Source organism: Idiomarina sp. Sol25, assembly GCF_033052775.1.
GTDB lineage: Bacteria > Pseudomonadota > Gammaproteobacteria > Enterobacterales > Alteromonadaceae > Idiomarina.
Map to the genome: position 1 here is coordinate 149,421 of NZ_JAUPEW010000002.1, position 12,730 is coordinate 162,150.

At 48.2% G+C, this 12,730-nt stretch carries 12 protein-coding genes; 2 read left to right on the plus strand and 10 right to left on the minus strand.

Going from position 1 to position 12,730, the window contains the following annotated elements:
• From gspH to gspC, 6 genes are read right to left on the minus strand one after another with little or no spacing between them, the layout of a single operon-like run.
• The gene (gene gspH / locus Q5L94_RS04785) at positions 1–567 is read right to left on the minus strand and encodes a type II secretion system minor pseudopilin GspH (RefSeq protein ID WP_317497313.1); all 567 of its coding nucleotides are present in this window, start codon (positions 565–567) and stop codon (positions 1–3) included.
• Entirely contained in the window at positions 542–979 is a 438-nt protein-coding gene (gene gspG, locus Q5L94_RS04790) for a type II secretion system major pseudopilin GspG (protein WP_317497314.1), read from the minus strand. Before gspG ends, gspH begins: the two co-directional genes overlap by 26 nt.
• A gap of 2 nt (positions 980–981) precedes the next feature.
• Positions 982–2,208 (minus strand): type II secretion system inner membrane protein GspF, encoded by a 1,227-nt coding sequence (gene gspF / locus Q5L94_RS04795; protein WP_317497315.1) that lies wholly within the window; start codon positions 2,206–2,208, stop codon positions 982–984.
• A gap of 3 nt (positions 2,209–2,211) precedes the next feature.
• Positions 2,212–3,696, minus strand: coding sequence for a type II secretion system ATPase GspE (gene gspE / locus Q5L94_RS04800; protein WP_317497522.1), 1,485 nt, complete (start codon positions 3,694–3,696; stop codon positions 2,212–2,214).
• On the minus strand, positions 3,689–5,782 hold the full coding sequence (gspD, locus tag Q5L94_RS04805; protein ID WP_317497316.1) for a type II secretion system secretin GspD: 2,094 nt from the start codon (positions 5,780–5,782) through the stop codon (positions 3,689–3,691). The genes gspE and gspD overlap by 8 nt, the downstream gene beginning before the upstream one ends.
• Position 5,783: 1 nt before the next feature.
• Entirely contained in the window at positions 5,784–6,656 is an 873-nt protein-coding gene (gspC, locus tag Q5L94_RS04810) for a type II secretion system protein GspC (protein ID WP_317497317.1), read from the minus strand.
• A 150-nt stretch (positions 6,657–6,806) separates the two neighbouring features.
• Between gspC and hslR the strand changes: the two genes are divergently transcribed.
• Entirely contained in the window at positions 6,807–7,208 is a 402-nt protein-coding gene (hslR, locus tag Q5L94_RS04815; RefSeq protein WP_317497318.1) for a ribosome-associated heat shock protein Hsp15, read from the plus strand.
• A 30-nt stretch (positions 7,209–7,238) separates the two neighbouring features.
• Positions 7,239–8,063, plus strand: a complete 825-nt coding sequence (gene hslO / locus Q5L94_RS04820; protein ID WP_317497319.1) for an Hsp33 family molecular chaperone HslO — start codon at positions 7,239–7,241, stop codon at positions 8,061–8,063.
• Positions 8,064–8,109: 46 nt separating this feature from the next.
• Here hslO and der read toward each other — a convergent pair whose 3' ends face one another.
• Genes der through hisS form a run of 4 tightly spaced genes read right to left on the minus strand, consistent with a single transcriptional unit; the run spans position 8,110 to position 12,684 of the window.
• Positions 8,110–9,549 carry a ribosome biogenesis GTPase Der gene (gene der / locus Q5L94_RS04825; protein WP_317497320.1) on the minus strand — a complete coding sequence of 480 codons (1,440 nt, stop codon included), beginning with the start codon at positions 9,547–9,549 and terminating at the stop codon, positions 8,110–8,112.
• A gap of 3 nt (positions 9,550–9,552) precedes the next feature.
• Positions 9,553–10,794: an outer membrane protein assembly factor BamB gene (gene bamB, locus Q5L94_RS04830; protein ID WP_317497321.1), complete on the minus strand. Its 1,242-nt coding sequence runs from the start codon at positions 10,792–10,794 to the stop codon at positions 9,553–9,555.
• Complete coding sequence (locus tag Q5L94_RS04835) at positions 10,794–11,402, minus strand: tetratricopeptide repeat protein (protein WP_317497322.1); 609 nt, start codon at positions 11,400–11,402, stop codon at positions 10,794–10,796. The genes bamB and Q5L94_RS04835 overlap by 1 nt, the downstream gene beginning before the upstream one ends.
• Positions 11,403–11,406: 4 nt before the next feature.
• On the minus strand, positions 11,407–12,684 hold the full coding sequence (gene hisS / locus Q5L94_RS04840; protein ID WP_317497323.1) for a histidine--tRNA ligase: 1,278 nt from the start codon (positions 12,682–12,684) through the stop codon (positions 11,407–11,409).
• Between the last annotated feature and the right edge of the window lie 46 nt (positions 12,685–12,730).

The following is a 12,730-nucleotide window of genomic DNA, read 5'->3' on the forward strand; positions in this document are numbered from 1 at the left end:
TTACTTCGGAGCCTCGGCAGAAATATTAACTCGCCAGCTGTTTTCAGCAATAAGCCAACGCTCGGCATCTGGGTCATTTAAATGCTCAATATGCACTTCAAACAATGTCATTTCACCGCTGGGTAGAATCAGAATATCGGGAATGATATTTTCTTCGTCACTTTCCTCAGCAAACAACCCGCTACTCAGCGATTCGTTTTGTTCCAATATCTTCAGGCCCCGGCTGGTAAACTGCCAACGCAGCGGCCATTCTGTTTCCTGAGCTCGCAAACCCCGAGCATTTTCTTCACGCCATTGCTCATCTTTCCAGAATAAGAAACGATAGCCATCTTCTTGAAACTTTAAGCCGAGAGGTTGTTGTCGAACCATAGCGTATTCGCGGGCATAGTTTAGTTGTTGGCGTAAACTCACGGCCGCATTTTGAGGAGAGTCCTGCCCCCGTTCACCGCCGGGCAGTGTAAACATGACAGCGCTGGCGATGAGACCAAGAATGGCCATCACCAGCATCACTTCAATTAAAGTAAAACCAAATGAACAACGCTTATTGATCACGGTCGTTGTTGCCAATCATCCAGTTGCCAAAATCATCATCCGTTCCGGGCTGACCGTCTGGGCCTGGAGAAAAAATATCAACATCATCGTACTGCCCCGGGTTCAGGAGTAAATAGTCATTGCCGTAAGGGTCCTGCGGTAAACGACGAATATAACCACCGCTGCGATAGCTGCGTGGCTGAGGATCCATGTTCGGTTCATTGACTAAAGCTTCAAGCCCCTGCTCAGTCGTTGGGAACATCCCGTTATCTAAGTGATACTGAGCCAATGCGTTTTCTAAAGCGACAATATCGGCTATCACTTTTTGCTCGTTAGCCTTTTCCTGATTACCCAGGACATTAGGCAACACCATAGTCGCCAAAATACCGATAATGGCAATAACCACCATTACTTCGACCAATGAAAAACCTTGTTGATTACGTCTCATAGCTAAAGCCCTACACTATTATTTAATTGTAAAATGGGTTGAATGATAGACAGCACAATAAAGAAGACGATACCTGCCATCGTCACTATCAGCACCGGCTCAAATACTTTTAAACTAACCGACACCAGGTTTTCAAATTCTTTATCCTGATTATCGGCCGAGCGTTTTAACATTTGCTCCAGTTCACCGGACTTTTCACCTGCTGCTATCATGTGCAGCATCATTGGTGGAAACAACCCCGTTTCCTGCAACGCACCGCGCATTGACGCGCCTTCACGAACGCGTCCGGCCGCTTCATCTACCGCCTGACGTATGGCCAAATTACCAATGACCGACGAGGTAATGCGCAATCCGTCAAGCAAGGGTACCGCTGAGGAAGTCAGTATACTTAAAGTCCGGGCAAAACGAGCAGTACTCACCCCTCTTATGACCTTACCCAGCATGGGAAGTTTTAACAGCCTGCGATGATATTTCAGGCGGTTTTTTTCATTTCTTAACCACTGATCAAAAGCCACCAGTACCAGAACAATACCAATCAGTAACCACAGCCCCCAATTTTGCAAAAACTCACTAATGGCTATCATAGCCAAAGTGGTTGGCGGCAAGTCCTGGCCCATGGTTGAAAAGTTATCGACTATTTGCGGCACAATGGAAACCAACAGAAAAACCACAATGCCAATGGCAACCAAAGTCAGCATAAGCGGATAAATAAGCGCCTGAGTCAACTGACTTTTCATGTGCTGACGTTGCTCAGTGTAGTTTGCCAGCTCATCCAGTACCGTATCTAAATGACCGGACTTTTCCCCGGCAGCCACCATGGCGGTATATAAAGAATCAAAAACACCGGGAAACTCTGACATCGCTTCAGCAAGGCCGTAACCTTCAACCACTTTACTGCGTACCGACATCAGTAATTTCTTCAGACGTGGCTTTTCGGTCTGGTCGGCAACCGCTAACAATGCCTGTTCAATCGGCAGTGCCGAGCCTACTAAGGTAGATAACTGACGGGTAATTAGCGCTAAGTCCTGTGCTTTAACCTTACGCTGCGGAAGCCCAAATCGAGGCTGCAACGTTTTCTTTCTGTCTTGATCAGCTGCCGGCTCAATGGTTAAAGGCATTAAGCCTTTTTCACGCAATAACTGACGTACCTGTCGCTCAGTATCGGCTTCCAGTACGCCTTTTTTCTTTCTGCCATTAGCTTCAACGGCTTGGTATTCAAATGCTGCCACCCTCTACTCCTCGCGGGTAACCCGCAGCACTTCTTCCAGCGTTGTTTTGCCTTTCAGTACTTTTGCTAAGCCGTCCTGGCGAATACCGGGCGTCGACTGCCGAATATACTTCTCAATAGACTGTTCACCGTGACCGTTATGGACTAACTCACGTACATGGTCATCCACCAGCAGCAGCTCGTGAATACCGGTACGCCCGCGGTAACCGGTATGGTTGCACCGTTCACAACTCCCTGCACGATAAATCACACTGGTATCTGCAGCATCCAGCCCCAGCATATTCTTTTCTTCGTCATCCGGCTGGTGCGGCTGCTTACATTCGCTACAGAGTGTCCGCACCAGACGCTGCGACAGCACCGCTAATAAGCTCGATGACAACAGGAAAGGTTCTACGCCCATGTCTTCCAGACGAGTAATGGCACCGGCAGCAGTGTTAGTGTGCAATGTAGACAAGACCAGATGACCGGTTAACGACGCTTGCACAGCAATTTGCGCGGTCTCTACGTCACGTATCTCACCAACCATTACTACGTCCGGGTCCTGTCGCAAAATAGCGCGTAAGCCGCGGGCGAAGGTCATATCCACCCGAGGGTTAACCTGAGTCTGCCCAATACCATCAATGGCGTATTCTATCGGGTCTTCGACGGTCAGAATATTACGGTCTTTAGAATTAATTTCGCTAAGCCCGGCATACAACGTCGTACTTTTACCTGAGCCCGTGGGGCCAGTTACCAGAATAATGCCATGGGGCTTGTAAATCAGTTCCTGAAAAATTTTCCGATTAGCGTCCGTCATTCCCAACTCGGTCAGGTTCAGCCTTGCGTTGTTTTTATCCAGCAAACGCAATACCACCCGCTCACCATGGTTCGAAGGCATAGTTGAGACCCGTACATCCACCGCTCGCCCAGCAATAAGCAAGGAAATACGACCATCCTGCGGGACACGCTTTTCGGCAATATCCAGCTGCGCCATAACTTTTATGCGGGACACCAGCAGCGATGATAACTTACGGTTTGGTCGTAAAACTTCACGCAAAACGCCGTCTATACGAAAACGTATGAGCAAAGCTTTCTCAAAGGTCTCAATATGAATATCTGAGGCACCTTCTTTTATCGCCTCGCTCAGCATGGCGTTAATCAGCTTAATTATCGGTGCGTCATCTTCGCTTTCCAGCAGGTCTTCGGTCTGCGGCAACTCATCTGCCAGAGAGAATAAGTCGGACTCGTTACCAATGTCTTCCATTAACTGCTGAGCTTCTGATGAGTCTCGTTGGTAAGCACGGGTTAACAAGCTTTCAAAGTCGCTTGCGGCATGCTCCTGAAGAGTGACCGGTTGGCCCAGCGCGCGCCTCACTTCTTTCAACGCAGCAGCCGAAATACCGGCACGGCAATGTAAAATTAACGGTTCACCCTGCTCTACCACCACGCCAAAACGTTTTGCAAAGCTGAAGGGAAGGCGAGCTGTTGCAATAGCACTGGCTTCAGTCATCTTGCTGCTCTGCATTTTGCTCGCCTCTATTCTCGCCACTCTTCTCACTACCCTGTTTTTCCAGGTATTCGTCAAAGCCCGGCGGTAACGTCAGCTCGCTGTCCCAGTCGTTAAGCAGCGGCGATTCCTCAGACGGCATGAGTGAAATTCCACGCGAACGTTCATCTAACTGCAGCGCCCGCATATAATTGTATTTTGCCGAGCTTAATTCGCGCATGCGGTTACCATCACGGACTATAGTCGGACGAATAAAGACCATCAGGTTGCGCTTTTGCTTAGAGGTTGAAGTAGAGCTGAATAATTTACCTAAAATTGGTATGTCGCCTAATAACGGCACTTTAGAGACCGACTCCTGCACGTCTTCATCAATCAGACCGCCCAGTACAATGGTCTCGCCATCGTCAGCCATAACCGTGGTTTTCAGCTCACGTTTATTGATAATAACGTCAACTGCAGTAGCGCCGCTTAAACTGGAAACTTCCTGTTCTATCGTCATTTGCACGGCGTCCCCCTCGTTAATTTGAGGTGTTACCTTTAACTTAATACCTATCTCGGTGCGGTCAACTGTCTGGAACGGGTTGTCGTTGTTATCACCCGTAGTAGAGCCACTAATAGTTGGAACTTCTTGACCGACCAGAAAACTTGCTTCTTCGTTATCTACGGTAACAATACTTGGCGTCGCCAGAATGTTTGAACGAGTATCCTGTGTAACCGCCTGTACTACCGCTGCCCAGTCATCTTGAATAGTGCCAAACATCATGCCGTTGACCGAACCAAGTAAGTTCGCTAGTAAAGAAATATCACCAGGTTCATCGGGATTCTCTGTTAATAGAGTTCCATCCTCCCTGTATACTGTACTACCTTCACGATCGCGGGCCTGATAAGCACCGGCGGCTAAACTGCCAATGGGTACCTGGTTACCATTATTATACTGCACCATACCGCCATCTTCGCTAATCCACTGCACCCCAAAGTTGACGTTGTCGCCTTCCATAATCTCGACAATAATAGCCTCAACCTGAACCTGAGCACGACGAATGTCTAAGTCCCGAATCACTTTTTCCAGCGACGCCAGCATATCTTTTTGAGCAGTAATGACCACCGAGTTTGTTGGTTCATGCGGGCTGATACTGACCGTTTCATCGCCTCCGCTACGCCGGCGTTGGTTATTATTGGCAGTTCCTGATTGCTGCTCAACTTCGGCTTGGATGGAACGGCTAACATCTTTCAATACGTCTACAACTTCAGGCGCTTTTGCATACTTAAGATAGAAAACCCGGGTATTACCTTCAGTTATTAAATCTTGATCCAGCTGTTTAATCAGCTTAACGACTCTGGCTCTAGCACGTGGTTCGCCGCTAACAATAACGCTATTACTGCGTTCATCCGCAACAATTTTAGGAATCAATAATGCCGGTACGCCTTCATTATTTTTTTCATATAAAGACTGAGCAATACGAACAATTTCACTTGCAGATGCGTATTCAAGGCTGATCATGTCAACGTCCTGGTCACCGGCCTGATCAACTCGTTCAATAATTTCTACCAGCCGTTGCACAGTTTCAGAGCGGCCCGTCATCATAATCACATTAGATGGATCATAGCTGACCACCATCCCGCCGCCACTTTGATCGTTTAACTGACGTAGCAGCGGCGCAAGTTCACGTACCGATACGTTTTCTACCGGCACCACTCGGGTCACCATAGTATCGCCTGAGCCTCTGGTGTCTCTGTCGAGCACAGGTAGGGAGGAGGTTTTTGCGTCTTTATCACGAATCACTTTCAGGACGCCGGACTCCATTTCAACGGTGGCGAATCCGTAGACCTCAAGAACATTCAGGAAAAACTGGTAGTATTGCTCTTCATCCATCACATCGTAGCTGCGCACGTCAATTTTGCCGCGCACGTTAGGGTCAATAATGATGGTTTTTCCTAAATTTCGACCGACAACCTGAATAAACTCGTTAATATCAGTATTTTTAAAGCTGGCGGCATACTCTTCGCTGCTTAATGGCGAACTCATCATTGTTAATGCTAAACCGAGAGCTCCTAACCATGCTTTTAAGCCACTTTTTGCCACTGTCATATCAATTATCCTGTTTTACCGGTAGCTCAAACGACAGTTCCATCCGTTCACCGTCGCGCTCAATTTCTATGCTGACCTGTTCTTGTTCCGACAGTTCCTGACTAGCAAGCATCGCCTGCTCCATGTCGGTCAGATCATAGCCGTTAATAGCCACTGCCAAGTCACCGTTCTGAAATCCTGCATCCCGGAATAACTCCGGATTCTTGCCTGAATTCAGTTTGTATCCTTTTAGTTCGCCATTCGCTTGTACTGGCGAAATATTCACGTAATCAAGTAACGACGATGGATTATCAGCAACTTGTGCCAATTGCCGTTCAACAGCTGCATTATCAACGGGAGCGCCTTCGTCACTATCGACAGGTACCAGCGTACCACCGTTATCTGAGTCATCTATAACTAGAGACAATGCCGGTCTGTCTTCGCCAATGTCTTCCATTTTCAGTGTTTCTAACCGGCCGTTATTATCAAGAATAACGCGATCGGCATGAATTTCTTCCACCGTCACTGAAGAACTGCCCAGGCTCTCACCAATAATGTAGGTTTGTTGCTTGCTGCCTTGCTGAATAATAGCCGCAGAACGCTCCGGGTTAGAACTGGCAGATACGCCTATCAGACGGACATTTAATGATGTTTTGGGCGCGTTTTGAACGCTATCAGAACGGTTCCCCCGCTCTGCTGTTCCAAAAAGGTTCAGCTCAGTTAAGGTCTCTAAGTTCATGCTGTTGGTTGCAGCTGAGTCAACCGTCACTTTAGGTAAGACCGCACTGCCGCCGGGCTCAGCCGGGTTAATCAGTGACCAGGTAAACCGGGCCAGCAATACCGCAACCAAAAACCATGCGAAAGCCGTTAGCGCTTGCATTAAGCGGCGCCACATTTGAGTATCTTTAAATATTTGTTGGAGTCGGGCAGTCACTTTATTCTTATTCTTGTTACACTGACAAAAGGCGATTCATGCATTCTAGCGCAGGCGACATGAGTCAACAATCGATTAACACAAAGTTTATAACGAATTCGTTGCGGTTTTATGACAAAGACTCGAAAAGAAAGTCCCATCCGTCTGGATAAATGGCTGTGGGCAGCAAGATTCTACAAAACCAGGGCACTTGCCCGACAGATGATTCAGTCAGGCAAAGTACATTATGACGGGCAACGTAGCAAGCCTTCTAAGGTTGTGCAGGTTGGCGCTTTTATCACTTTGCGTCAGGGCTTCGATACAAAAGAAGTTGAAGTCCTGGAGTTAAGTGAGCAACGCCGCGGTGCCAGTGAGGCACAATTGCTATACAGAGAAACGCCTGAGAGTATAGAAAAGCGCGAAAAAAATGCGGAAGCAAGAAAGCTTAATGCGTTGTATAATCCGCACCCGGATGGACGGCCAGATAAGAAACAGCGCCGTCAGCTTATCAGAATGAAAGACAGCGGTGAATAAACCGCTCGTTGTCGATAAACAGGAGTGCCCATGGAATACCCAACTGATCAATTGTCACGCTACACCTTTGAAGAGCACGATGTGCGAGGTGAACTCGTTCAGTTGACCAGCAGTTATCAAACCTTGATCCGTGGCCACGACTACCCAGCGCCGGTTCAGGAGTTGCTTGGGCAAATGATGGCTGCCGTATCGCTGTTAACTGCCACTTTAAAATTTGAAGGTCATATTGCAGTGCAACTTCAGGGCGATGGACCACTTAACTTTATTGCGGTTAATGGCAATCATAACCAAGAGCTTCGAGGCATAGCTCGGTTAAGATCCGAAATTGACAGCACCGATTTGCAATCAATGATAGGCAAAGGTCAGCTCATTATAACCCTGACGCCTAACACGGGTGAGCGTTATCAGGGCGTTGTCGGCGCCAGTGCCGATTCAATTGCAGCTATGCTGGAAGACTATTTTGAACAGTCAGAACAGTTGCACACCCGGGTATGGCTGCACGCCGATGGAGAGCATGCTGCCGGAATGCTATTACAACGCCTGCCGGCAACAGGAATGGACTTAACCGGATTCGAGCATCTGGCGACCTTAACCGATACCATTACTGCTAAAGAAATTTTTACCCTACCAGCAGAAGAGCTATTGCATCGTCTTTATCATGAAGAGCAAGTGCATCTGTACCCGTCACAGGAAGTCAGCTTTGTTTGTGGCTGCTCTCGTGAACGTACATTAGAGGCACTGGCTTCAGTAAGCCCGGAAGAAATTCAGGAAATTTTAGCCGAGGAAGGCGAAATTATGATGACCTGTGATTATTGCCTGACCGAGTACCGCTTTACTCCTTCAGATTTTCATTAATAGATAAAGAAAAGCCTGCTCAGTTAGCAGGCTTTCTCGTTTAAAACTACTTTTTCTTCTTCAGGAATTTCATCAAGCGTCTGCGTTTTCGCTGCTGTGACAAAGTCAGCTGGTTTTTCTTACCTTCATACGGGTTAACCGGTTCACGGAATTCTACTTTTATTGGCGTACCCATAACGCCCAGAGACTTCCGGAAGTAGTTAATTAAATAGCGCTGATAAGCTCCCGGTAAGTCTTTTACCTGGTTACCATGAATAATAATACGCGGTGGATTATAGCCACCTGCGTGCGCATATTTAAGTTTCACCCGACGGCCACTAACCAGTGGCGGCTGATGTTCTTCCTGCGCCATTTCCATTATTTTGGTGAGCTTAGAGGTACTAATTCGCTGCGTTGCGCTGGCATAAGCCTCTTCAACCGACTCAAATAAATGCCCAACACCCGTACCATGCAGTGCGGAGATAAAATGCAAGCGAGCAAAGTCGACGAAACCTAAGCGACGATCCAGCTCACGCTTTATCTCTTCTTTGTGGTCGTTTTGCAAACCATCCCACTTGTTCACCGCAATAACAATTGAGCGACCGGCATTTAATGCAAAACCAATTAAGTTGAGATCCTGGTCACTGATGGTTTCACGCGCATCAACCACAATAAGGACAACGTTTGCGTCTTCAATTGCCTGCAGGGTTTTCACCACCGAGAATTTCTCGATAGCCTCACCAATACGTCCGCGACGACGGACTCCAGCGGTATCAATCAAAACGTATTCTCGTTCGTTCCGTTGCATAGGAATATACACGGAGTCACGAGTAGTGCCCGGCATGTCATAAACGACAACCCGCTCTTCACCCATTATACGATTGATTAAGGTTGACTTACCGACATTCGGGCGACCGACAATAGCCAATTTTAGTGGCAGTTTATCGTAGTCAATTTCATCGTGCTCGAGCTCCTCAGACTCAACGTCCTTGGGCACGATAACATCGGGGTATTCTTCCGCTATTGGCTTGAAGCAAGTTTCGAGTAGCAGCTCAACCCCTCGGCCGTGAGCTGCTGCAATACCGTAAAGCTCGCCTAAAGATAACGAATAGAAGTCGGCCATCGCCGAATGGGCATCAATACCATCAATTTTGTTACAGACCAGGTAAACTTTCTTATTTTGCTTACGCAAATGGTTCGCAATAGCCTGATCACCAACGGTAACACCGTCACGCGCATCCACCATGAAAAGAACGACATCGGCTTCATCAACAGCAAGCAGTGATTGCTTTGCCATTTCTTCATCTATGCCTTCTTCATCACCATGAATACCACCGGTATCAATAACAATAAATTGATAACCGTCGTAGTTTGCCTGACCGTATTTACGATCCCGGGTTAACCCGGGAAAGTCCGCTACCAATGCATCGCGAGTCCGCGTTAAACGATTAAAAAGCGTGGATTTCCCCACATTTGGGCGCCCTACCAGCGCGACAACAGGTAACATCTCTTATTCATTTCCTGATTGAGTATCGAGTGCGATGATATCACCGTCCCGAGTTTGTACATACATAACGTTGTTATCAACGACAGGAGCAACATAGACTCCATCGCCACCAACGTCGTAACGGCCGACGACGTCGCCGGTTTCACTGTCCAGCCAATGCAAATAGCCTTCAAAGTCACCAACCACAACGTTACCCCGATGCCACGCCGGTGCACTCAGCTTACGACCAAACAGCTCAGTGTTACTCCAACGCTCAATACCACCGCTCTGGTCAAGTGAGTAAACGTGGCTTTTAACATCTGTTAGGAAAATTCGGCCATTCGTCACCAGCATATTTTCAAACGCTTTGTAATCGCGTTTCCAGCGGACTTCACCGCTCATGAGTTCAAGCGCAACCAGTTCGCCGTTAAAGGCGACCATATATAACGTTGTTCCCTGGGTAGCGGGTCTTGCGTCAACGTCAGCTAAACGCTCCAATTCTGTGCTTCCGCTGGGCTTACCAATAGCCTGAGTCCAGGCTTGTTGTCCACTGTCAGCAATGAGGACCATACCAGAGCCGTTACTGTCGCCAACCACAATACCGCCACTGATAATTGCCGGAGCCGATGCCCCACGCACTGTCAGCATGGGCGTCTGATATTCATATTCCCATTGCTCTTCACCGGTTTCAGCGTCCAGGCTAATGACTTTTCCGCCACCAGTATGAACAACCACACGACCCTCGCCGACAGCAGGGTCTGACATGACTTCGTTGTTCACTTCGGTATGCCAGACAACATCGCCAGTTTCAGCATCTAAAGCAACGACGTCACCATTTTCAGTGCCTAGAAAAATGCGATCGTAGCGAGCAACTAAGCCGCCAGATATGCGAGCGGGAAAAGGACTTGCAAATAAGCCGCTGAACCAGTCCTCGTCGGTTGCTTCATCAAATGTCATGCGCTGACGCAAATCAATTCGCCACAAGCGCTCACCTGTGGACTTATCAAAAGCACTGACGATGCCATTGCGATCGGCGGCGAAAACCTTGCCATATTCAACTACAGGGTTCAGTCGGGAGAAGTGCTCACCTATACCGCTTCCGACAGAGGCATCCCATAAAACTTTTGGTTGTACTTGCTCTGAGATAGGCTGAAGCACCGCGAATTTAGGCTCTTCATCATCGTCGCCGAAAATAGAGCAACCACTAACAAGAACTGCAGCAGTCAATAACAAACTGCCTTTGGTAAAGCGTTTAATCAATTGCATTATGACTTAACCAGGCTGTTGAGTTTCATTTGCAGTGCCGGGGTCAATGACTCACCCGCCTGCAATGCGCGTTCGTAGGCAGCTCGAGCTTCTTCGGTATTACCCTGCTCGGCCAAAATATCGCCTTCAAGCTCCGCGGCAAAACCCGAATAAGCTTCCGGCAACGGTTTCTTAACTAAGTTTAAAGCAGCATCAAGCTGTTCCTGAGCAATTAACACCCGGGCTAACCGGATACTGGCTAAAGCCGACATGTTTTCGTCTTCGGCGCTCTCAACAACCGACTGCAGTGCTGTAACCGCCGTTGCTAAGTCAGCGCGCTCAACCGCGTGCTGAGCCAACTGCAAAGCCACCAATTGCGCGTAAACATTTTCGGGATTCTCGCTGACAAACTCCTGTGCTTCGAGTACAGCGTTTTCGCTACCTTCAGAGAGTTCGGCCGTCAGTTGCTCGTAGTTTGCTGAGGCACGCTGCTGAGTTTCCAGCGTATGCTGATCATAATAACGCCAGCCATAAAACAAGCCAAAGCCAATAACCACACCGGCAACAATACCTTTACCGTGCTCTTTCCAGAACTCTTTTAAACGTTCTACTTGCTGTTCTTCATCCACCTGACTACCCTCTCGTCATTGGTTGCAGATACTCAATAAGTGCCTGCCAGCCCAGAGTTTGTTGTTCTTCAGCAGTGCGTAACGGCTTTACAGTTACCTGTTGCTGATCGATTTCATCCGCGCCGATAATCAGTGCCACTTGTGCACCCGACTTATCCGCTTTCTTCATTTGTTTTTTCATAGAACCGCCGCCACAATGGCTTACCAGGCGCAGTTCCGGCAACTCATTTCTCAGCTGTTCGGCAATTCGCGGGGCATTTAGTTCCGCTTCGTCGCCTAATGGCATTAAGTAAGCATCAACCACTCGTCTTGGGGTCAGCTTGCCTTGTTCCTGCAGCAACAGCACCAGGCGTTCCATACCCATCGCAAAACCGACCGCAGGCGTAGCCTTACCGCCTAATTGTTCAACCAGTCCGTCATAACGACCACCGGCACAAACAGTACCCTGAGCGCCCAGAGCGGTGGTAACCCATTCAAACACGGTACGGTTGTAATAATCGAGGCCACGAACCAAACGTTCGTTTAAGGTATATGAAATACCGGCCGCTTCCAGGCGAGCCGTCAATTGCTCAAAATGCTCTTTTGACTCAGTATCCCAGTATTCGGATAGACTAGGCGCACCCTCCAGAATCTTCTGAGTCTTCTCATCTTTACTGTCCAGAATACGCAACGGATTGCTTTCAAGCCGGCGTTTACTGTCTTCATCCAGCTCACTTTCATAGTCAGACAAGTAAGCTTTTAACGCGTCGCGGTAATTCGCGCGCGCCTCGTTAGAACCCAGAGAGTTCAGCTGCAGCTCTACCTGATCGGAAAGACCGAACTCACGCCATAATCTGGCCGAAAGCAGAATGACTTCCGCATCGACATCGGCGCTTTCTAAACCAAAGGTTTCAATACCAAACTGATGAAACTGACGATAACGACCTTTTTGCGGACGCTCGTACCGGAACATAGGCCCCATGTACCACAAACGCTGAATTTGATTATACAAAAGACCGTGCTGATTCCCCGCACGCACGCAACTTGCTGTCCCTTCCGGACGCAAGGTCACGCTTTCACCATTGCGGTCATCAAAGGTATACATTTCTTTTTCGACAATATCGGTAACTTCACCAATAGAGCGTTTAAACAGTTGTGTGCTTTCCAGCACCGGCATACGGATTTCGCTATACCCGTAGCTTGCAGCAACACGTCGTATTACTGCTTCAACCTGTTGCCAGGCCGGACTTTGCTCTGGCAACAAATCATTCATGCCACGAATTGCTTGGATTGTATTCGCCACGGAACCTTCTCGTCTGGTTATCGATACAGAAAATAAGCGGGTATTA

Excerpts from the sequence above, each read along its gene's own strand:
- gspG (WP_317497314.1), bottom strand. The coding sequence starts at position 979 with ATGAGACGTAATCAACAAGGTTTTTCATTGGTCGAAGTAATGGTGGTT.
- gspE (WP_317497522.1), bottom strand. The coding sequence starts at position 3,696 with ATGACTGAAGCCAGTGCTATTGCAACAGCTCGCCTTCCCTTCAGCTTT.
- gspD (WP_317497316.1), bottom strand. The coding sequence starts at position 5,782 with ATGACAGTGGCAAAAAGTGGCTTAAAAGCATGGTTAGGAGCTCTCGGT.
- gspC (WP_317497317.1), bottom strand. The coding sequence starts at position 6,656 with ATGTGGCGCCGCTTAATGCAAGCGCTAACGGCTTTCGCATGGTTTTTG.
- hslR (WP_317497318.1), top strand. The coding sequence starts at position 6,807 with ATGACAAAGACTCGAAAAGAAAGTCCCATCCGTCTGGATAAATGGCTG.
- hslO (WP_317497319.1), top strand. The coding sequence starts at position 7,239 with ATGGAATACCCAACTGATCAATTGTCACGCTACACCTTTGAAGAGCAC.
- der (WP_317497320.1), bottom strand. The coding sequence starts at position 9,549 with ATGTTACCTGTTGTCGCGCTGGTAGGGCGCCCAAATGTGGGGAAATCC.
- bamB (WP_317497321.1), bottom strand. The coding sequence starts at position 10,794 with ATGCAATTGATTAAACGCTTTACCAAAGGCAGTTTGTTATTGACTGCT.